The sequence below is a fragment of the Barnesiella sp. An22 genome, assembly GCF_002159975.1.
GTDB classification, from domain to species: domain Bacteria; phylum Bacteroidota; class Bacteroidia; order Bacteroidales; family Barnesiellaceae; genus Barnesiella; species Barnesiella merdigallinarum.
Genome location: NZ_NFJR01000003.1, coordinates 262,228 through 282,476 on the forward strand (window position 1 = coordinate 262,228; position 20,249 = coordinate 282,476).

Genomic DNA, 20,249 nt, shown 5'->3' on the forward strand with positions numbered 1-20,249 from the left:
TATTCATTATGAAGAAGTTACCTGTTTTTCTATTACTCGCTCTCCTTGTGGGAATTATCTCGTGTAAGGAGACCGAGGACTATTGGACCCAGTATGAAACGTGGCGCAACAACAACGACGCCTGGTTCATCGAACAGCTCGGGGCCAAGGATGAAGCCGGAAACCCCGTCTACACCAAGGTGGTGCCCAGTTGGGACCGCAGCATCTACGTGCTGATGAAATACTACAACGACACGAGCCTCAACCGCGACGCCCAGTCGCCCTACCAGACCAGCACGGTCGACGTCATCTACAAGGGCATGCTCTACAACGGCACTCCCTTCGACTCGTCGTACCAGCAGACCGACAGCATCTACCGCACCCGCGTAAACCAGAACATCAAGGGATGGATTATCGCGCTCGAACAGATGAAGGTGGGCGACAGTTGCCGGGTAATCATCCCCCAGACACTGGGCTACGGTTCGCAATACATGTCGTCGCTGATTCTCCCCTACTCGACGCTGGTCTTCGACATGAAGCTGGTAGCCATCCCGGGGTTGGAGAAACCGGTGTACGACGACTACGAGTAAAGGCAACCCTTTTTCGCCATATGAAAAACGGCTGTCTCTTTTCCGGACAGCCGTTTTCTATTTGCTCCGTTTTGTCATATATTTGTAAAACCGATGTAACGAGGAGGAAACAACAACCGCTTTTCTTTGTTCCATTAAACAGATTATCAACACTTACGTCTAATATACTACCATCATGATATACATCGAAAAAGAACTCGACGACCTGAAAAAAGAGGTTCTCGAAATGTGGGACTTGGTAAACTCGCAACTCAACCGTGCCGGCGAAGCCCTGCTCTCCATGGACAAGGAGCTGGCCCACGAGGTCACTTATCGCGAGAAGAGAGTCAATGCCTTCGAGCTGAAAATCGACAGCGACTGTGAAGACATCATCGGCCTCTACAACCCCGTAGCACTCGACCTGCGCTTCACGCTGGCCATGATGAAGACCAGCAACAATCTGGAACGCATTGCCGACTTCTGCGACGGCATTGCCCGCTTCGTCATCGACTACCCCGAGGTAAACATCGAGTCGGAACTCTTCGAAAAGACCGGCATCAAAGAGATGCTCGACATCGTGAAGGCCATGATGACCCAGGCCGAAAACGCCCTCATCGAGGAGAAGTCGTCCGAAGCCATCGCCGTCTTCAACAAAGACAACCGGGTCGACGAGCTCAACCACGCCGCCGTGCCCATCATTGCCGAGTATCTGCAACAGTTCCCCGAGCGGGCCATCGAGTGCCTCAACCTCATCAGCATCATCCGCCGGCTCGAGCGCATAGGCGACCACTGCAACAATATCGCCGAGGAGATTGTATTCTACCTCGATGCCAAGATCTTGAAGCACGCCGGCAAACAGGGCTGATTCAGCCCCTGCACACGCGGGGAGTGGTACAGGCTGTAAAATGTTTTATCATCTTTTACGGTAAAAAATCGACCTATTGTCGAAAGAAAAGGTTATCTTTGTCTATCAGAATGAGCCCGATGCCTCACTCTGATAGACAAAACATATATCGCCCGGGCCGGGCGAAGGGGCTACGGCCCACCAGCTAATAAATCGTAAACGATGAAACATTTTTACGCCATACTCATATACCTGCTCGGGTTGAGCGTTCTGCCGCTCAGCGCGGCCGAGACACACCCGTACGAAATCCCCGATATGGAGAAAATCGAAGAGGCCGTGCGCGACAGTCGGTCGCCCTACTACTACCCCGACCTGCTGAAAAAATACTTCAGCAACGACACCACCATGACTTTACAGGAGTTTCGCCACCTCTACCTGGGATATGCCAGCCAGGAGGATTACAACCCCTACCACACCATCGAGGTGCCCAACCACATCGAGCAGATGTATCTGCAAACGGTACACACCGAGTCGGAGTGCGACTCGCTCATCAAGTATGCCCGCAAGATTCTGGCCGATGTCCCCTTCGACCTGCGGCAAATCAACTTCCTCGTCTACGGTCTGCGCCAGAACGGCAAGAACCGAGAGGCCGACCTGTGGGAATATAGGCTCAAAGGCATTATCAATGCCATCCTCTCGACCGGCGACGGCAAGGCTCCCGAAACGGCCTGGTTCGTGATAAGCCCTACCGACGAGTACAACATCGTCAACCGGCAGGGATTCACCGCCACCGAATTTATCTTTGTCGAGCCCTACTTCGACTACATCTCCATCGAGAGCAACCCCCTCAAAATCGAGGGCTTCTACTTCAACGTCAAGAAACTGCTCAAGGAGTATAACCGCAAGTTCTACGACCGGTAGGCCCGCGAGTGGTTATCTGGATTCCCAACCGACAAATATCTAACCATTTAATCGATACAAAACCTTATGGAAATTAAACCCGGTAAATTTGTGGTTCTCACCTACGACCTCTATGCAGGCGCAGGCGAACCTGAAGAGACTTTGATGATGCGTGCCACCGACGAAATGCCCGACCAGTTCGTTTACGGTGTGGACCAAAATATCCTCCCGGCCATGCTCAAACGGCTCGACGGCCTGAAAGAGGGCGACAAGTTCGACTTCGTGCTCACCAGCGACGAGGCTTTCGGCGAGCGTAACGAAGAGCATGTAATCGAGCTCGACAAAGAGATTTTCATGGTCGACGGCAAGTTCGACGACCAGACCGTATTCGAGGGCAACACCGTGCCCATGATGACTGCCGAAGGCTACCGCATCAACGGCTCGGTACTGAAGGTCTCGGACGACAAGGTGCTCATGGACTTCAACCACCCGCTGGCCGGCGAAAACCTGCACTACGTAGGTGTAGTGAAACTGGTACGCGACGCCACCGACGAGGAGCTGCACCCCCGCCACAGCTGTGGCTGCGGTTGCGGTCACGACCACGGAGGTTGCGGCGACGGCTGCGGCGATTGCTGCGACGGCTGCCACTAACCGGCACCCGCATCCAACCCTAACACGAGGGGGAGAACCCGCCAACCGGCCGGTCTCCCCCTCGTTGTATCTCTATCGCGCCTCGCTGCCTAATCCACAAACGGGTAAATGAGAGCGACGCCGATTACCGTAAAAAACAGCAGATAAAGCACCGCGGCCCACAGGGTGCGCCTCAGGGTTATCCAGAACTTGTCGGGGAAGAGCGAATAGGCGGCCCAATAGGTAGGAATCAGACTGAGCACCATACTGCCCCACTGATAGGCCAGATAATACGAAGCATCCAACACCCACCCGACCGGTATCAACACCAGCGAAAGCAGAATGTACAGCACCGACAGGTAGCAGCAACCCAGCAGATACTCTACCCAGTTGTACCTCGCCGAGCCGGCCTTGCGGAAGGCTATCTTCACAGCCAACACCATGAACGGCACCGTAGCGATGGTGAGCAGGGTATAATGCTCGACGATCCAGTTGTGCATGGCCGACGTCTCAAGGGTCGAGATGCTCCCGGGCAACCCCTTGATGTGTCCGAAAAAGAGCAGAATCACACACCACACCGCCAGCAGCGGGATGGGAGCCATATATCCCTTGCGACGCCCCTCGAAGTAGTCGCTCAGCAGCCGGTCGGGGTGGACAATCAACATGCGCGTGGTCTTGACAAAAGTATTGTCGACATGGAAAATACCGTGCAACAGGTTATCCCACACACTCTTCCAGGTCAATCGTCCCACCGTGGCCTTCTGCCCGCACTGGTTGCAGTAGTTTCCTTCGAACTCGGTTCCGCAGTTTTTGCAAATCATCGCTCTATCCAGATTAAAATCAGTGCACAAAGATACATCATCCCTCCCTGCCCGCCAACAACCTCAAGCCCGAAGTTTCAAAAATAGTTCGTCGGGCGATGCGGGCGGCGGTTGCGGGCCAGCCCGATGTCGCTCTTGACGGCCGACAGGGCACCCTCGTACTGCAACTGCCGGCGGGCACTCTCGTCGGGCAGCTTGGTGGCAAACCATTGCGCCAGCACATGGTGCACGATGGCCCGCTCGAGCTGGTGGCAAATGGACTCGTCGAGCCCCTGCGCCCGATGCTCGGGCAACACGATGGCAAAAACCACCCGGTTGTCGGTCGAGGCAAACTCGCCCGACAGGTAGGCCGACAGGGAGCGCGTCATCGCGTCACGGGCATCGGAAAGCCAGCGGTCGAGAAACAGCCGGTCGTCCTCGGTCACAACAATCGAGCGACTCCACCCCGGTTGCAACTCGGCAGTGCCGACCAGACTCTTGGCCACATACGAACTCTCGGCTGTCAGCTCACGCAAAATCTCATCTCCGGAAAACGAAAACAGTACCGTCTCCCACACTTTTTTCTCATCTTTCATCTCTCTCATCTCCTTTTTATTATGATGTAAATAATCGATAGAACTACAACGATTGCCCCGACCAGCCCCAGAAGCGACAGGCCCGGGGTGCGGGTTTGGCGCGTGTCATGCGCAGACTGCTCGCTCCGCCCCTGCACCTGCCCCTTCGACCGCACGGCCAGCGAGTCGCCCACCGCACACTCACGACGGGCCGCTACCGAGGCCGTGCGGGTGAGGCGGGTCACCCGCAAGCGAGGGGCAGTTGCGTCGGGACGCACGGTATCGAGCGAACAGTCGAGTTGCGTCCACTCCCACCGGGTGCTCCCCTCCAGTTCGTAGCGAAGCACCGAGTCGACCACGGCCGTCAGCTCACGCTCGACCTCGCCCTCCCACTGCGCCTGCTGCGACGCCGTGCTTTGCCGGACACTCTTGCACCCGGAAGCCTCGGCCAGCAAAATCAGCAGGCACACGCAACGGACCAGGCGCCTCATGAGGCACCTCCCCTCTGCATGCGGTAAATGATAAGCAGGGCCGACCGCTCCGACAGATAGAAACGGGGTGCAGGCTTCTCGGCCAACACCGCGCAGAGCGCTTCGTTGAACGTAGCCCGGGGCCGACGGCGCAGGTAGCTGGCCAGCAGGTTGGCCAAGTCGTTGTACATCGCAATGCGGACAGCCGAGGCACAACGAGGCGACTGCCCGCTGAAGATGCGCTTCACATTGCGGCGAGCCTCTTCGTAACTGATGTAGAATCGGGGGGCTACCGAATAGACCACCCGGCGGATTACCTTCTCGCGAGGGGTATCCAGGGCGGCTTTTCCCAGCGACTTGAGGGCGGCATTGTAGGCCCGGTACAAATCGCGATCTCGTTCTTCCTTGTAATATAATTCCATACTCTCTTATATTGCAGGAAGAGCTACAAACGGGGGCGCTTCACACGCACCCGGCAAAACAGGTAGTGCAAATATAATTCAATTTTGGTATTTTTACAAGAATAATGTGGTTATTTTACCATCATGTTATATTTTTTTATTTTTTCAGATGTTAAAACAGTGTGTATATCGGTAAGAAAATAACTATTTTTGAAATTAAAAATCGAGCGAGAGTTATGAATTTCAGAACCGTCATCGACCCGCCGCGACACCTCGGCTATCTGGACCACAGGCAACACCTGTTGCTGCTGGGTTCGTGCTTTGTCGAGAATATGGGTGCGTGGTTGCAACAGCGCAAATTCGATGTCGACATCAACCCGTTCGGCACACTGTACAATCCCGAGTCTATTGTCCGCAACTGGGAGCGCATGGTCTCGGGCGCACCCTTCACAGCCGACGACCTGTTCCTCTCCGGCGGGTTGTGGCACAGCTACGACCACCACTCCCGCTTCTCGAGCCCCGACCGCGACAGCGCACTGGCACACATCAACCGCCGCCTGGCTGCGGCACACGACCGTTTGCCGGCAACCGACCGCATCGTCGTTACCTGGGGCAGCGCCTACGTCTACCGGCTCAACGCAACCGGCCAGGTAGTGGCCAACTGCCACAAGCAACCGGCCTCGACCTTCACGCGCGAACTCCTCGCGGTCGACGACATCGTGGCCCGCTGGCTCCCCATCGTGCGCTACATCGAGAGCTCCCTGCCTCAATGCCGCCTGCTCTTCACGGTGAGTCCCATACGCCACCTCAGCGACGGGGCACACGGCAACCAGCTGAGCAAGGCCACCCTGCTGCTGGCCATCGACCGGTTGCAACGCGAGAGCCGCATTTGCGACTACTTCCCCTCCTACGAAATCCTCATGGACGACCTGCGCGACTACCGCTTCTACGACACCGACATGACGCACCCCTCGGCCTCGGCCATCGCCTACATCAGCGAGGTGCTCACCGAGTCGTACCTCACCCCCGAGAGCCGCGAGATAGCCACGCAATGGTACAAGATATACACCGCTCTGGCCCACCGCCCCCTCACCGGCGACACCGAGGGCTACCGCACGTTCCTGCAAAAGACGCTCGACCGGGTCATACGCTTCCATCAAGCCTATCCCTACATCGACGTCTCCCATGAAATCGAAGAATTAAAAACAAGAATCAAACAGATATGAACTACACGACTACCGAAATAGCCACAATCGTCAAAGCCCAGAAACGGGACTATCGGGATCATATCATCACCGCCCTGCTCACCGACAGCCGGTCGCTCACTTTCCCCGAAGAGACCCTCTTCTTCGCCCTCGTGACCGAACGTAACGACGGCCATCGCTACATCAAGGACCTCTATCGCAAAGGAGTTCGCGACTTTGTAGTCGAACATTCCATTCCCGGCGAAGAGGAGATGGACGATGCCAACTTCATCGTCGTAAAGGACACGCTCGACGCCCTGCAACAACTGGCTGCCGCACACCGCCGCCACTTCCAGATACCGGTGATAGGCGTCACGGGCAGTAACGGCAAGACCACGGTCAAGGAGTGGCTCTACCAACTGCTCCAGCCCGACTACAATACCGTGCGCTCGCCCCGCAGCTACAACTCGCAAATCGGTGTTCCCCTCTCGGTATGGCAAATCGGTCCCAAGACCGAGATGGCTATCTTCGAGGCCGGTATCTCCCAACCCGACGAAATGGTACACCTCGAGGAGATTATCAAGCCCACACTGGGTCTCATCACCAACATCGGCGAGGCTCACCAGGAGGGGTTCCAGACCATACAGCAGAAATGCCTCGAGAAGCTCATCCTGCTGAAAGCCTGCGACTGCATCATCTACGACGGCGACAACGAGCTCATCGGCGAGTGCGTCGAGAAGCTCTGCTTCGGATGCCGCGAAATAGCCTGGTCGCGCAAAGACCGCGACAAACCGCTCTACATCTCGAAGATTACCAAGGGCAGCGACTCGACCCGAATCGAATATACCTACCTGCAATACCATTGCAGCTTCACGATACCGTTTGTCGAGGATGCCTCGATCGAGAATGCCATACACTGCCTGGCCGTGATGCTCTACTTCAACCGGCCGCCCGAAGTCATTGCCGAGCGCATGGCCCGGCTTACCCCGGTGGCCATGCGTATGGAGGTGAAAGAGGGGATAAACAACTGTCTCATCATCAACGACAGCTACAACTCCGACATCAACTCGCTCACCATCGCCCTCGATTTCCAGAACCGCCGCGCCGCCGCCAAGGGCATGCGCCGCACCCTCATCCTCTCCGACATCTACCAGACGGGGCTACCCCCCGCCAGCCTCTACCGCAAGGTGGCCGACATCGTCCTGCACAAGGGCATCGAGCGGCTCATCGGCATCGGCCCTGTCATCTCGGATAACGCCTACCTCTTCAACCTCAAGAAGGAGTTCTACCCCTCGACCGAGAGTTTCCTCGCGCAACTCGACCCGGCCGACTTCCACAACGAGCTGATATTGATTAAGGGGGCCCGTGAGTTCCACTTCGAACTCATCTCCGAAACCCTCGAGCTGAAACAGCACGAGACCATTCTCGAGGTGAACCTCGACGCCATCGTACACAACTACAACCTGTTCAAATCGAAGTTACGCCCCGAGACCAAGGTTATCTGCATGGTCAAAGCCTTCGGCTACGGGGCCGGCTCCTACGAACTGGCCAAGACCCTGCAAGACCGCGGGGCCGACTTCCTGGCCGTGGCCGTGGCCGACGAAGGGGCCGAGCTGCGCAAGGCGGGCATCACCATGCCTATTCTGGTGATGAACCCCGAGATGAGCAGCTTCCGAACCCTCTTCAGCTACTACCTCGAGCCCGAGATTTACAGCTTCGAACTGCTGAAGGCCATCATTGCCGAGGGCGAAAAGCTGGGCCTGGCCGGCTATCCCGTGCACATCAAAATAGACTCGGGCATGCACCGTCTCGGCTTCGAAGAGAAAGACATGCCCCGCGTAGTCGAGATTCTCAACGACCAGACCGTAGTGCTGGCCCGCTCGGTATTCTCGCACTTTGCCGGCAGCGACGAACCCCGCTTCGACGAGTTCTCGCACCAGCAGATCGACACCTTCACCCGCTGTGCCGACTACCTGCAACAGCACTCCAAACACAAGATACTGCGCCACATACTCAACACGGCCGGTATCCTGCGGTTCCCCGAGTACCAGATGGACATGGTGCGCCTGGGCATCGGCCTCTACGGCGTGTCGCCCATTGCAGAGCCCTGCGGACTGGAGACCGTGAGCACCCTGAAGACCACCATTCTGCAAATCAAGTCGCTGCCTGCCGGCGAAACCGTGGGCTACGGCCGCAAAGGCGTGCTCTCCCGCGACTCACGCATCGCCGCCATTCCCATCGGCTATGCCGACGGACTGGACCGTCACCTGAGCAACGGCAAAGGGTGCGTGGTGGTGAACGGCAAACGGGCCCCCATCGTGGGCAACATCTGCATGGATGTGTGCATGATCGACGTGACCGACATCGACTGCCAGCCCGGCGACCGAGTAGAGATATTCGGCGAACAGTTGCCCGTCGACGAGATTGCCGAGACCTTGGGAACCATCCCCTACGAGATACTCACCTCGGTATCGACCCGTGTCAAACGCATTTATTACCGGGAATAGACGAGACCGTTCGTCTACTCCCCCGGCCCTCCTTCCCCCGACGGCCCTGCAGCACCCCTGCGGGGCTGTCTTTATATCCGCCCAAATCCACCTACGCGGCACAGATAGCCCCTCCCAAACAAGAGAACCAACCGCCCTGCCTCCCGCACAAAAAAAAGAGAGCCCGCCGTCAGGCGAGCCCTCTCACAACCGGGAGACCCGAACGGGTCTCTCATTTCTTGATTTCAATCTCTTCTTTCAGGTCAATCTCGTTTTTCTCGGCATCGAAGAACTTATATTCGAGATAAGCGAGCGACTGATTGGGTATCACCTTCATCTGGAAGGTATATTTGCAGCGCCATTTCATCTTCAGCGAGAAGACTCCCTGATTGATGTAAGCAGCTACGAAAGGATGCACGTGTAAAGTGAATTTTCTGATTTTCAACTTGTACACCAAATAATGGATTTTCGACTCCAACAAATCGGTAAAGAGCAAGGAGGGAGGAATAGTGCCTTTGCCGTGGCAAGTCGGACAATCTTCGCTGGTAATGATATCGAGGGCCGGACGTACCCGCTGGCGGGTAATCTGCATCAACCCGAACTTGCTCAAGGGCAAGATATTGTGACGGGCACGGTCGTTGGCCATCAGTTCGCGCATGCGATCATACAGTTTCTGACGATTCTCGGCCTCGTCCATATCGATATAATCGATCACGATAATTCCGCCCATATCGCGCAACCGCAGTTGCCGGGCAATTTCTTCGGCAGCGTTCATGTTTACATCGAGGGCATTGCTCTCCTGGTCGGAGGAGGCTTTGGAGCGGTTGCCGCTGTTCACGTCGATTACGTGCAACGCCTCGGTATGCTCGATGATTACATACGCTCCGCTTTTGAAAGATACGGTCTTTCCTAACGAAGATTTAATTTGTTTCGTAATGGCAAAGTTGTCGAAAATCGGTAATTCGCCCTCGTAGAGTTTGACAATATCCTTGCGTTCGGGAGCGATGAGACTCACATAGTTGTGAATCTGCTTGTAGGTCTCCTTGTCATTCACATAGATATTCTCGAACGAAGGGCTGAAAATATCGCGCAGCAGCCCCACGGTACGCCCGGTCTCTTCGTAGACGAGCGAGGGGAGTTGCGCCTTCTGCAACTTCACCAGCATATCTTCCCAACACTTCACCAGAGTCTTGAGCTCGTTGTTCAACTCGGCCACCCGTTTGCCCTCGGCCACCGTGCGCACAATCACCCCGAAGTTGCGGGGCTTGATGCTCTGTATCAACTGGCGCAGGCGCAGCTTCTCCTCGTTCGACTTGATTTTTTGCGATACCGAAACCTTGTCCGAGAAAGGAATCAGCACCAGAAAGCGGCCCGCAAAGGAGATTTCGGCCGTCAATCGCGGGCCCTTCGACGAAATAGGTTCCTTGGCAATCTGTACCAGAACCTCCTGGCCCACCTTCAAGGCATCGTTTATCGTGCCGTCCTTTTCAATATCGGGCAGCAGATTGAACTTGGGGAGCGACAACACCCGCTTGCGGTCGGCAAGCGACTGTTTCAAGAACTTGGCACTCGAGTTGAATTGAGTACCCAAATCGAGATAGTGCAGGAAAGCATCCTTTTCGTAACCTACATCGACAAACGCAGCGTTGAGTCCCGGCATCAGCTTCTTGACCCGACCCAAATAGATGTCGCCCACCGAAAACGATATGTTCCGAGCCTCCTTCTGGAGCTCGACCAACCGTTTGTTCTCGAGCAGTGCAATAGAAATCTCTTTGGGTTGTACATCTACTACAAGTTCGCTGGTCATAATTTGTGATTTATAGATTACTGTTAGTTCGGCGGGGGTACCGGCAGACTGCAAACCGCCCGGTCTTTCCGCCCAAAAAATTTCAACAAGCCCCTTTCGCACATACGACGAACGGGGCCGATAAAGCAGAAAGAACAAATCCAATGCCTCCTCGAAACGAAACGCATCAAATTTGTTCTTTATGTGCTGTCATTCATTGAGAGCAGACAGACATTATTTCTTCTTATGTCTGTTTTTTCTCAATCTTTTTTTGCGTTTGTGAGTAGCCATCTTGTGGCCTTTTCTTTTCTTTCCACTCGGCATAACGATATGTTTTAAAGATTAGTATTTAATTGTGTTTGTGTCGTGCTTTATTTTACCTCGCCCATGAATGTTTTAGCAGGCTTGAAAGCGGGGATGTTGTGAGCCGGGATGATAATCGTCGTATTTTTGGAAATATTGCGAGCTGTCTTTTGGGCTCTTTTCTTTACGATGAAGCTGCCGAAGCCTCTCAGATATACGTTTTCACCCTTTGCCAAAGAACCTTTTACGGTTTCCATAAATTTTTCAACGGTTTCAAGAACCACAGCTTTTTCGATACCTGTGTTTTTAGAAATTTCGTTTACGATGTCAGCCTTTGTCATTTTTGTATAAATTATAATTATGTACTAATATATTGTTTTTAATTTTTTGGACTGCAAATATATAGCTTTTTGCCCATCTAAAAAAGCAAAAGCCTCTTTTTTTCTCAAATAAACACTTCTTGAGGGAGCCTCTCCGGTTTAGTGGTGCAAATATCGCACTTATTTTTCATTTTCGCTTCATCGTTTACCATTTAATTCTTTCGAATCTGCTGTTTTTCACTCATCAGAGGTTGCGGCAACCGCTGCGAAGCTGCCTTCGGAGAATCAACAGGGAGACAGAAATAGCCAATTTAACTAAATAAAATTAAAAATAAATTCCTACCCTCATATTCCTGCCGCATTCCCATATATATTTTGTATCTTCGACCTGTAATTTTTTAATTCTCACATGGAAATCTTTATCATAGTACTCCTCATTCTTTGTAACGGAGTGCTCTCTATGTCCGAAATCGCCTTGGTTTCGGCCCGAAAAGTCAAACTCGAAAACAGTGCCAAAAAGGGGAGCAAGGCCGCACAGTCGGCCCTGAAACTCTCGCAAGACCCCGACCGATTCCTCTCCACCGTACAAATAGGCATCACCCTCATCGGTATCCTCACCGGTCTCTACTCGGGCGATGCTCTGGCCCAAGACCTGGCCGGCGTATTGGCTCAAAGCCCGGTGCTGGCCCCCTATGCGCTGGTTGTCTCCAAAGCGATTATCGTCATAGCCGTTACCTACCTCACCCTCATCATCGGCGAGCTGGTGCCCAAGCGCATCGGTATGGTTGCAGCCGAGCGGGTTGCCAAAATCGTATCGCGACCCATGTCGTGGCTCTCGCTCATTGCCGCTCCTTTCGTATGGGTACTCACCAAGAGTACGGCAGGGGTATGCAAGTTTCTGGGTCTCTCGTCACAGAAGGAGGCTATCACCGAAGACGAAATCAAAGCCATCGTGCGCGAAGGTACCGAGGACGGCAGCGTGCAGGAGGTCGAGCAGGATATTGTCGAACGGGTATTCAACCTGGGCGACCGTAACATCTCGTCGATCATGACCCACCGCAGCGACCTCGTCTGCCTCGACATACAGGACGACAACGCCACCCTCAAGTCGAAAATCATCCACGACCTGCACGCCGTCTACCCCCTCTGTGAGGACAGCCTCGACGACATCATCGGCATCGTGTCGCTGAAGGAACTCTTTGCCAAAATCGACGACCCCACCTTCAACATCAGGGAGGCGGCCGAGACTCCCTACTTCTTGCCCGAGAACATGAGCGTATATACTGCCATGGAACGGCTGCGCAACGAGAACCACCGTTACGGTCTGGTGACCGACGAGTTCGGCAGCATCGAGGGTATCGTCACCATCAGCGACATTCTGGGGGCCCTGGTGGGCTCGGCCTCGGCCGGACCTTCGGCCGACATCGTCACCCGCGAAGACGGCTCGTGCCTTATCGACGGACAGTGCTCGTTCTACGACTTCCTCGACCACTACGACATGACCGACCGCTACCAGGAGTTCAACTACAACACCCTGAGCGGCCTCATCCTCGACCTGCTCCAGCACATCCCCACCGAGGGCGAAAAAATCGAGTGGCTCTGCTTCTCGTTCGAGATTGTCGACATGGACGGGGCACGCATCGACAAAGTACTGGTACACAAACACGAAGAGCCCAAACCCGAAGAGTAACCGACTCACAATCGCCATACCCACAACCGAGGGGTGAACCGCGGCCTCACACCGGGATTCGCCCCTCGTGTCGTATCCGGGGGGCACCCGACCGACAACACATCCTCGCTACCCCTCCCGACAAACCGGTTTGCGAATGTGCAAAAAAGTCGTACCTTTGCAGCCGAAATTTTTGCAGAACCTGTGAGGCGGACCTGCGTGCGCCTCCCGTGTGCTTGAACACCACGTAAAAAACAAGACCTATGAACCGTACCGTATCTCTGCCCTTTCTCGTGATGGGCATCGTATTTTGTGTGTGCCTCATCTGCTCCAACCTGCTCGAGGTGAAAATGGTTTCGCTCGGAGGCATCACCGCAACCGCCGGACTCATCGTCTTCCCCATCTCCTACATCATCAACGACTGCATCGCCGAGGTGTGGGGTTACCGCAAGGCGCGGCTCATCATCTGGATGGGCTTCCTCATGAATCTGCTGGCGGTCATCTTCATCCAGCTGGCCATCGTCCTGCCCGCCGCCCCCTTCTGGGAAGGCCAGGATGCCTTCGTGGCCACCTTCTCGTCCACCCAGCGCATCCTGCTGGCCAGCTTCATCGCATTCCTGGCCGGCTCGTTCCTCAACGCCTATGTGATGAGCAGGATGAAAATCTCGAGCGGAGGCAAACACTTCTCGCTGCGGGCCATCGCCTCGACCGTCGTAGGCGAGAGTGCCGACTCGCTGCTCTTCTTCCCCATCGCCTTCGGCGGGGTAGTCCCGGTCAAGGAGCTGGCCGTGCTCATCGTCACCCAGGCCTGCCTCAAGACCGCCTACGAAATCATCATCCTGCCCGTGACCGTACGGGTGGTGCGCCTGGTCAAGCGCATCGACGGCAGCGACGTGTACGACCGTCAGGTATCGTACAACATCTTCAAGATAAAAGATTTACAATAATTCAATCTTATGGAATCGAAAGAACCTCAACTTACTTTGCTGGGGCATAAGACTACCTATCGGCAAGACTATGCCCCCGAGGTGTTGGAAACCTTCACCAACAAACACCCCGAAAACGACTACTGGGTGCGCTTCAACTGCCCCGAGTTTACCAGCCTCTGTCCCATCACCGGACAGCCCGACTTCGCCACCATACAGATCGACTACATTCCCGGCGAGCGTATGGTCGAGAGCAAGAGCCTCAAGCTCTACCTCTTCAGTTTCCGCAACCACGGAGCCTTTCACGAAGATTGCGTCAACATCATCATGAAAGACCTCATCCGCCTCATGGAGCCCAAATACATCGAGGTAACCGGCTTCTTCACCCCCCGCGGCGGTATCAGCATCTACCCCTACTGCAACTACGGACGCCCCGGCACCGAGTATGAGCAGATGGCTCGCCAACGGTTGCAAAACCACCAGTAACACAAGACCTCCCGCCTGGTCGGGAGTCCCTACCCTGTATACACGTGTAAGCCCTATCGGTTGCCTTTACAGCTCCGACAGGGCCCACACGTTATGAAATTTGACCGGTTGTCCTCCTGCTCTCCAGGACAGCAACTGGTCGTCAAAAAAATACTATCTCACCATCTTCCCCACAGGCCTACCGCCAACACAAACCACATAGACGCCACTCGAAAGGCCCGACAGCGATACGACCGTTTCGGCCTCATCCGTAGCACCGGTGGCCACCATACGGCCCGACAGGTCGAACACGCGATAGAGGTCACCGGCAACGGTTCCCCGTATATACAGTGTCTCGCCCGTCATACTCAGCGAGAGGGCCGAGTCGTTTGCGACATTCTGAACCGCCGAAACCGCTACAAACCGATAGCGGGGCGAAATCATCGACGACAGATTGGCGCCGCCATAGAGGCTGTTCATCGCATACCAGCGGCCCTGATAGTTGGCATAAGCCGTGCAGTCGTCTTGGGTACGGCTCTTCGTCGAAACCAACCCGAGCATATTGTCGGCATCGGGTGTAATCTCGGGGAATTCCAGCACCACGAAGAAACTGCCCGTCACCTCTACGGCCGGGAAGAATGCCGTACAGAACTGGCCCACCGAGTTTTCACTCCCGAAGAGTTCGCCCAGGCGCCCCGAGAACGAAGCGACAGCTTCGCCCGGCAGACCGTCGGGACCCTCGTCATAGATACTCAAAATCAAACTCTTCTCCTGGTTCGCGGCATCCAGAGCATAGAGGTAGGTATAGATGACCACCTCGTCGACCTCGCCCCGGGCATTGTCGGGGAGGGTAAACTTCTCGGCAATCGTCGTGTAATTCGAGTTCAAGCCCAGCATGAAACCATACTCGCTCACCTGATAGGTCATCAGCTCGTCCGATTTCCGACGGTTGCACACATAGTCCATCACGGCAGGCGACAGGTGCACGACCCCGGTCTCCAGCGTATCGCTGGCCGTCCCGTTCTCATTGGTGGCTGTCACTACACCCTGTTTCACCCCATCGGTGACATACACGACCGAGGCCGAGGCTGCCTGTACCGACGCGGGAGTGGCATCGGTACCGAACTCCCAGCTGTACGAATCGACGTTCTGCCCGGTAGCCCCGTAGTTCAACGGCTCCGAATCGCCCACATAGACCGTATCGGCCGTAAACGACCAGAGGCCGCCCGTATAGTAGGCCTCGACCGACGGCAACTCCACGAGAGGTTCACTCGATACCGTAAAGTCATCGAAGCCGACCGCATTGCCCTGCGTCCCGGCCGGGGTACAATGGTGTATGGCAAAGTAATACTCGCCCGCCGTCTCGGGGGTAAATACCCCTTCTACCTTGGTCCACTCGGTACATATCTCGGCCTGCTCGCCGGTGCGGTCGAGCAGGCGCTGCGTCTGCGCGGCTGCCGAAGCCTCGGAGCCCACCGTAATCTCAAACTGGTCGGCCACACCTTGGTAACCGGGGGCAAAACAATACAAGGCAATATAATACGGCTTGCCCGCCTCCAGACTCAAGGCCGGCGAAAAGGCCCAGGCATCCCGGGCATTCCCGCGACTGTCGGGACCCGAAACCAGATAATACTTGCCCGAGTGTGCCGTAATTCCGCTCAACGCATTTACCTGTATGGTGAACGCCGCGGTAGCACTCGCGTCGGATACGCTCCAGCCCGCGGGCAAAACGGTCGACACATCGGGGGTGTCGAAATTCTCGGTATACGGCAGGGTGGCACCCGCCGTCGAATAACAGATGACTTTCGAATCCAACGGACGCTCCCGGAGCAACGTGTTTATCCGGGGCAACTCATACATCGGTTGTGCCGAAACTCCCAGGCTCAACGCCATGGCGAGCCCTGCAAAACAAAACTTATTCATGCGAAAATCCAATTAAATACGAGAGGGGCATGCCTGTGAGAGTATCCCCCTCTCTTGCTTAGTTATCTGAAATTATGGAACAAGTATCTTTCCCGAAATTACCCGGTTGCCGGTAAGCAGTCGGACAATATAGACTCCGGACGAAAGGCTGCTCAAATCGATAATCGACTCGTCGCGATAGGTACCCATCGCAACACCCCGACAGTCGTAGAGCGCCACCTCCGTATAGTCGCCCACGATGTGAAGCCGCTCGCCATCGAAGAAGAACGAGGCTGCATCGTTGTTCACATCCTCCACACCCGATACGGTATGAGTGCGCTCCATATCGAAGGCGTAGATGCGCATCAGGGTAGCCGAGAACTCCGGCGGGCAATCGGCCTTCACACCAAAGTAGTAGATGCCGTCGTGAGGAATGCAAACCGTACCCGATACCTCGCTGCGTTCGTCTATCACATCGCCCTCAGCCACCAGCGTGGTATAGGAGTCGGGGGTATCTTTGTCGGCCATGTAGATCTTCAGGTTCTGCCCGTGGTTGCTCGAGGGGTCGTCGATCATAATCATGTAATCCATCGTCACCTTCACCGAATCGCCGGCCGACAAGGCCACCGAGGGAGCCACCAGCAGACCCGGCAGCGCATTCGACTCCACGTCGTAGTCGTACCAGATATACATCGACTCCATGAAGGTCTCGTCGCCCTCGGTCTGGGCCGACCACTGCTCGATGTTGGAAGCCGGGCTGTAGTGGTACCACTCGTCTTCGTGTGTCAGGAAGTCCGAGCTGTACGGGAGAGTCGTCTGGGCCCCCGTGGCGGGCTTCAGTTCAATATCGTCGAGGTAGAGACAACCGTTACCCTTGGGCGAATAGCAGTTGATGACGATATAATAGTTACCGTCGGCAGCCACCGTCACCGGTACCAGCAGCTTGGCATAATACTTGTCTTTCACGATTACGCTGTCGTTGTCATACAACAGCGTGGCCTGAGACATGTCGTCGGGGTCGGTCGTCAAATAGACTCTGAATCTCTGTACATAAGACAGAGGGCTATCCGGCGACGAGGGTTGATTCAACATCGTACGATAGAACATCGAGAACTCATATTCGCCGGCCGGTATCTCTATGCACTGCGACCGGGCCCAGGCATCGACATCGGCACTCATCTGATCGGTGCATCCCAGCAATCCCATTCCATCGTAGGCCGAACCCGAGCCCCACTGGGAATGAGCAATCACCAGAGTGGCCGACGTAGACGAATGCAGGCTCCAGTACTGGTCGGTTGCGGTATCTTCGAAATCCTCCTTGTACGGCAGGGTAGCATTGGGCCAATTCTGCAAGGTAGCACTCGGCAGAGCATCGTTGTAGCTGTCGGTATCGGCCGAACTCTTCGCCGAGCAGGTAAAGACGTAGCTTCCCTTGGCCGAAATATCGGCCTTTTGGGTAAAGGTATAGGTGGCCGTGTCGCCCGGAGCCAACGGACCGGCAAACAGTTCCGACACGGAGGTCTCGCTGTTATTGACCGTATACGAGACCTTCACGTTCTCCTGAGGCGAAACACCCGCATTGACGAAGCGCATGGTCACGGCTGCCTCGCTCAAGTTGAACCCGCTCTGGCAGTCGAGCGAAACCGAGGTCATGGCTATATCCTCGGCCGCATCGATGCGCACATCGTCGAGAATCACATTGCGGCCCGTACCTTCGTTGTAGAAAGCGAAATAGTAATTGCCGGCCTCGGGTATATCGAAACTGGCATACCCGTAATGATATTGCCCGGCCACATCCAGCGGATACGAGCACAAGAGCGTGGTCATCTCGTCGGGGTCGTCGCTGCGTCCCATATAGACCTTCAGTGAGCTTTCGCCCGTCGTGTAGACGGTTGCATAGTAGAACGAAATGCGGGCTTTTCCCTGCGGCATCGCAATGGCCGGACTGATGTACCAGTCGTTGTGCGTGATGCCTGCAAAAGAATCGATGTAACCTATACCGCTCCCCTCTTTGGGCAAACCTTTCGTGGCATTCAATACGGGTTCCCAGTAAACCCCGTCCTGGTCGGGATTATACGACGACCAGTAAATCACGTCGGACGAGTCGTCGTTGAATCCCATATCGTGCGGGAAGGGGCGCGCCGTATATACCTCCACGCGGGTAGAGACGGTATCATTCGTCAAGTCACCATCGGCAGCCATGGCCGACCATACTTTCACCACCTTCTCGCCCGGGGTGCTCCAGTCGCACGTAGTTTCAAATACATACTCCTTGCTTTCGTTGGCAGCCAACTGGTCGATCTCGCCCGATACGATTTCACCGTTGTCGACCTGGAAATAGACCGGGATATGGCTTTGTGCCATCTTGCCGCCATTCTTGAACCGGGCCGCAACCGTCACCTGGTTGTTGACCAGCTTGGCCGACAGCTTGGGCGAGGTGATGCGCTCGGCGATAATATCTTCGTAGGGGTCTTTTATCTGGATATTCTTCACGACAACCTGAGCCTCGGTGTTGGCCTGCAAAGCCAGCGAAACCAATCCGGCCTCTTCGATCGAGCAGACAATCGCCGCTTTGGCAAATTCGGTTTCCGATGCCGGCAACTTGTCCGATACACCCACCTCGACATACTCTTTCTTTACGAAATAGCCGGTCTTGACCGACATGGTAAAGTCGAGACTCGACATGTATTCAAATTCGACCCGCACACTCCCGGCCGGCAGCGAGATACAGTTGCTTCTCAACAACGCCGTGTTGCCTTTATACGGTACCGAAACCCAACCTTCGTTCTCGACACTGTATGCCCAATAGGCCGATCGCATGGAGGGTGTACTGGAACTCGAGAAATCGGTCGTGGCATTCTCGGTATTCATCTCATACGGGTACTCAATCGACGGTCTCACCTCAATCTCGGTCGAAAGGGTATCGTTCTCGACATTCAAGTCGTTCGAAACACCATCGACCCAAGCCGTTATCACACTCGTCTCATTTTCTACACACAGAGCTTTCAGGGCAAAGAGATACGTTTTATGTTCGCCGGAAAGCAACGGCTCCGTCACTACCTCCGAAACCACGTCGCCATCGCCTACCCGATAGTTCAGCCGATACGAGGTGACCGACAAACCGGTATTGACAACTTCGACTTGGACAGGGTGTTCCGTATCGCAGGATGTGCCCAACCCCTCTACCACGTAGATAGCCATGTCGGCACCCGGATTTCCATCGATGTTCACATCGTCTACATAGGTCAAATTGGAAACAAAAGAGTATCCTCCGTGACCTCTTTCATGGAATGCCACATAGATAGACTTGCCGGCATACTTCGACAGGTCGAACACATAGGCGCCCCACGGCAATAAATTCTGCGGCGAGATGCACATCAGGGTATCGGTAAAATTGACTCTTGCCGTATCGGACTGGGAAACAAGCACCTCAAACGCCCGCTCTTCGGACTCAATACCGGATGCCCAATTGGCACCCAACATGAAGTGCAAATACTCTCCCGCTTTGATTTCGACTTGAGGGGTCACCAGCCACGAGTCGGTCTCCAGTCCTTCGCCGAAACCTCCCGATTTGGAACAGGCTGCATAGCCGCCGGTGGTGTATCCCAATACAAACGGATCGATATCTGCGGTCGAACTCCATCGAGGATAATCGTTCAGCGTACTCGGTATGCAAGTCGTTGTCCAACCCTCTGGAGGGAATGTTCCACCATCGAAAGTCTCGTGCAATTCGGCAAACCCAAGGTTTACATTCAATAGCACAAGTAAAACAATCAGTAAACTCTTTTTCATAAAAACAACCATTTAAAAAAACAAATTCTTATTGCCTACATCATATATACGGGGATATACAAAACGTAATCATACCGATTCGTTAGCTCTTTACAAATGAAAACAAAATCTCACAGACCGTAAAGTTTTGTTCCCCCAGCCAACTACTGCAATCCGGGACCAAACGTAGAAAACACTACGGCATTAGCCCGTATATAGATATAAACCAATTGTTTAGCAATCCTTTTAAAATAGCATTTTCAAGTAAG

At 54.8% G+C, this 20,249-nt stretch carries 17 protein-coding genes; 9 read left to right on the top strand and 8 right to left on the bottom strand.

Translation table 11 applies throughout. The features are described from left to right. The first annotated feature begins 8 nt into the window (after window positions 1–8). The 4 genes from B5F38_RS05105 to B5F38_RS05120 all read left to right on the top strand — a co-directional run bounded on the left by B5F38_RS05105 (window position 9) and on the right by B5F38_RS05120 (window position 2,943). A complete protein-coding gene (locus B5F38_RS05105; protein WP_087408227.1) occupies window positions 9–569 on the top strand; it encodes an FKBP-type peptidyl-prolyl cis-trans isomerase in 561 nt (186 codons plus the stop codon). A 172-nt stretch (window positions 570–741) separates the two neighbouring features. After that, entirely contained in the window at window positions 742–1,413 is a 672-nt protein-coding gene (gene phoU, locus B5F38_RS05110) for a phosphate signaling complex protein PhoU (RefSeq protein WP_162611673.1), read from the top strand. Between the two features lie 201 nt (window positions 1,414–1,614). Beyond that, a complete protein-coding gene (locus tag B5F38_RS05115) occupies window positions 1,615–2,313 on the top strand; it encodes a DUF4919 domain-containing protein (RefSeq protein ID WP_087408229.1) in 699 nt (232 codons plus the stop codon). Between the two features lie 66 nt (window positions 2,314–2,379). Continuing rightward, entirely contained in the window at window positions 2,380–2,943 is a 564-nt protein-coding gene (locus B5F38_RS05120; RefSeq protein ID WP_087408230.1) for an FKBP-type peptidyl-prolyl cis-trans isomerase, read from the top strand. An 89-nt stretch (window positions 2,944–3,032) separates the two neighbouring features. Here B5F38_RS05120 and B5F38_RS05125 read toward each other — a convergent pair whose 3' ends face one another. The 4 genes from B5F38_RS05125 to B5F38_RS05140 form a co-directional block, all read right to left on the bottom strand. Beyond that, the gene (locus B5F38_RS05125; protein WP_087408231.1) at window positions 3,033–3,743 is read right to left on the bottom strand and encodes a DUF3667 domain-containing protein; all 711 of its coding nucleotides are present in this window, start codon (window positions 3,741–3,743) and stop codon (window positions 3,033–3,035) included. Window positions 3,744–3,820: 77 nt separating this feature from the next. Next, window positions 3,821–4,318 carry a hypothetical protein gene (locus B5F38_RS05130; protein ID WP_087408232.1) on the bottom strand — a complete coding sequence of 166 codons (498 nt, stop codon included), beginning with the start codon at window positions 4,316–4,318 and terminating at the stop codon, window positions 3,821–3,823. Between the two features lie 5 nt (window positions 4,319–4,323). After that, a complete protein-coding gene (locus tag B5F38_RS05135; RefSeq protein WP_087408233.1) occupies window positions 4,324–4,788 on the bottom strand; it encodes a hypothetical protein in 465 nt (154 codons plus the stop codon). Then, on the bottom strand, window positions 4,785–5,189 hold the full coding sequence (locus tag B5F38_RS05140) for a hypothetical protein (protein WP_143240913.1): 405 nt from the start codon (window positions 5,187–5,189) through the stop codon (window positions 4,785–4,787). Before B5F38_RS05140 ends, B5F38_RS05135 begins: the two co-directional genes overlap by 4 nt. A 215-nt stretch (window positions 5,190–5,404) precedes the next feature. Between B5F38_RS05140 and B5F38_RS05145 the strand changes: the two genes are divergently transcribed. Both B5F38_RS05145 and B5F38_RS05150 read left to right on the top strand, forming a co-directional pair. Further along, complete coding sequence (locus B5F38_RS05145) at window positions 5,405–6,394, top strand: GSCFA domain-containing protein (protein ID WP_087408235.1); 990 nt, start codon at window positions 5,405–5,407, stop codon at window positions 6,392–6,394. Continuing rightward, window positions 6,391–8,859 (top strand): bifunctional UDP-N-acetylmuramoyl-tripeptide:D-alanyl-D-alanine ligase/alanine racemase, encoded by a 2,469-nt coding sequence (locus tag B5F38_RS05150; protein WP_087408236.1) that lies wholly within the window; start codon window positions 6,391–6,393, stop codon window positions 8,857–8,859. Before B5F38_RS05145 ends, B5F38_RS05150 begins: the two co-directional genes overlap by 4 nt. A 211-nt stretch (window positions 8,860–9,070) precedes the next feature. Here B5F38_RS05150 and B5F38_RS05155 read toward each other — a convergent pair whose 3' ends face one another. After that, on the bottom strand, window positions 9,071–10,645 hold the full coding sequence (locus tag B5F38_RS05155) for an Rne/Rng family ribonuclease (protein ID WP_087408237.1): 1,575 nt from the start codon (window positions 10,643–10,645) through the stop codon (window positions 9,071–9,073). A gap of 350 nt (window positions 10,646–10,995) precedes the next feature. Beyond that, entirely contained in the window at window positions 10,996–11,268 is a 273-nt protein-coding gene (locus B5F38_RS05160; protein ID WP_025278206.1) for an HU family DNA-binding protein, read from the bottom strand. Window positions 11,269–11,656: 388 nt separating this feature from the next. Between B5F38_RS05160 and B5F38_RS05165 the strand changes: the two genes are divergently transcribed. The 3 genes from B5F38_RS05165 to queF all read left to right on the top strand — a co-directional run bounded on the left by B5F38_RS05165 (window position 11,657) and on the right by queF (window position 14,328). After that, window positions 11,657–12,937: a hemolysin family protein gene (locus B5F38_RS05165; RefSeq protein ID WP_087408238.1), complete on the top strand. Its 1,281-nt coding sequence runs from the start codon at window positions 11,657–11,659 to the stop codon at window positions 12,935–12,937. Window positions 12,938–13,179: 242 nt separating this feature from the next. After that, window positions 13,180–13,863 (top strand): queuosine precursor transporter, encoded by a 684-nt coding sequence (locus tag B5F38_RS05170; RefSeq protein ID WP_087408239.1) that lies wholly within the window; start codon window positions 13,180–13,182, stop codon window positions 13,861–13,863. Between the two features lie 9 nt (window positions 13,864–13,872). Further along, entirely contained in the window at window positions 13,873–14,328 is a 456-nt protein-coding gene (gene queF / locus B5F38_RS05175; RefSeq protein ID WP_087408240.1) for a preQ(1) synthase, read from the top strand. A gap of 153 nt (window positions 14,329–14,481) precedes the next feature. Here queF and B5F38_RS05180 read toward each other — a convergent pair whose 3' ends face one another. Further along, entirely contained in the window at window positions 14,482–16,230 is a 1,749-nt protein-coding gene (locus B5F38_RS05180) for a choice-of-anchor J domain-containing protein (protein ID WP_143240914.1), read from the bottom strand. A gap of 72 nt (window positions 16,231–16,302) precedes the next feature. After that, window positions 16,303–20,001, bottom strand: a complete 3,699-nt coding sequence (locus B5F38_RS05185; protein ID WP_158096843.1) for a choice-of-anchor J domain-containing protein — start codon at window positions 19,999–20,001, stop codon at window positions 16,303–16,305. Window positions 20,002–20,249: the final 248 nt, after the last annotated feature.

Excerpts from the sequence above, each read along its gene's own strand:
- B5F38_RS05115 (WP_087408229.1), top strand. The coding sequence starts at position 1,615 with ATGAAACATTTTTACGCCATACTCATATACCTGCTCGGGTTGAGCGTT.
- B5F38_RS05125 (WP_087408231.1), bottom strand. The coding sequence starts at position 3,743 with ATGATTTGCAAAAACTGCGGAACCGAGTTCGAAGGAAACTACTGCAAC.
- B5F38_RS05180 (WP_143240914.1), bottom strand. The coding sequence starts at position 16,230 with ATGAATAAGTTTTGTTTTGCAGGGCTCGCCATGGCGTTGAGCCTGGGA.
- B5F38_RS05135 (WP_087408233.1), bottom strand. The coding sequence starts at position 4,788 with ATGAGGCGCCTGGTCCGTTGCGTGTGCCTGCTGATTTTGCTGGCCGAG.
- B5F38_RS05130 (WP_087408232.1), bottom strand. The coding sequence starts at position 4,318 with ATGAAAGATGAGAAAAAAGTGTGGGAGACGGTACTGTTTTCGTTTTCC.
- B5F38_RS05145 (WP_087408235.1), top strand. The coding sequence starts at position 5,405 with ATGAATTTCAGAACCGTCATCGACCCGCCGCGACACCTCGGCTATCTG.
- B5F38_RS05150 (WP_087408236.1), top strand. The coding sequence starts at position 6,391 with ATGAACTACACGACTACCGAAATAGCCACAATCGTCAAAGCCCAGAAA.
- B5F38_RS05160 (WP_025278206.1), bottom strand. The coding sequence starts at position 11,268 with ATGACAAAGGCTGACATCGTAAACGAAATTTCTAAAAACACAGGTATC.
- B5F38_RS05120 (WP_087408230.1), top strand. The coding sequence starts at position 2,380 with ATGGAAATTAAACCCGGTAAATTTGTGGTTCTCACCTACGACCTCTAT.
- B5F38_RS05170 (WP_087408239.1), top strand. The coding sequence starts at position 13,180 with ATGAACCGTACCGTATCTCTGCCCTTTCTCGTGATGGGCATCGTATTT.
- queF (WP_087408240.1), top strand. The coding sequence starts at position 13,873 with ATGGAATCGAAAGAACCTCAACTTACTTTGCTGGGGCATAAGACTACC.
- B5F38_RS05185 (WP_158096843.1), bottom strand. The coding sequence starts at position 20,001 with ATGAAAAAGAGTTTACTGATTGTTTTACTTGTGCTATTGAATGTAAAC.
- B5F38_RS05155 (WP_087408237.1), bottom strand. The coding sequence starts at position 10,645 with ATGACCAGCGAACTTGTAGTAGATGTACAACCCAAAGAGATTTCTATT.
- B5F38_RS05165 (WP_087408238.1), top strand. The coding sequence starts at position 11,657 with ATGGAAATCTTTATCATAGTACTCCTCATTCTTTGTAACGGAGTGCTC.
- B5F38_RS05105 (WP_087408227.1), top strand. The coding sequence starts at position 9 with ATGAAGAAGTTACCTGTTTTTCTATTACTCGCTCTCCTTGTGGGAATT.
- B5F38_RS05140 (WP_143240913.1), bottom strand. The coding sequence starts at position 5,189 with ATGGAATTATATTACAAGGAAGAACGAGATCGCGATTTGTACCGGGCC.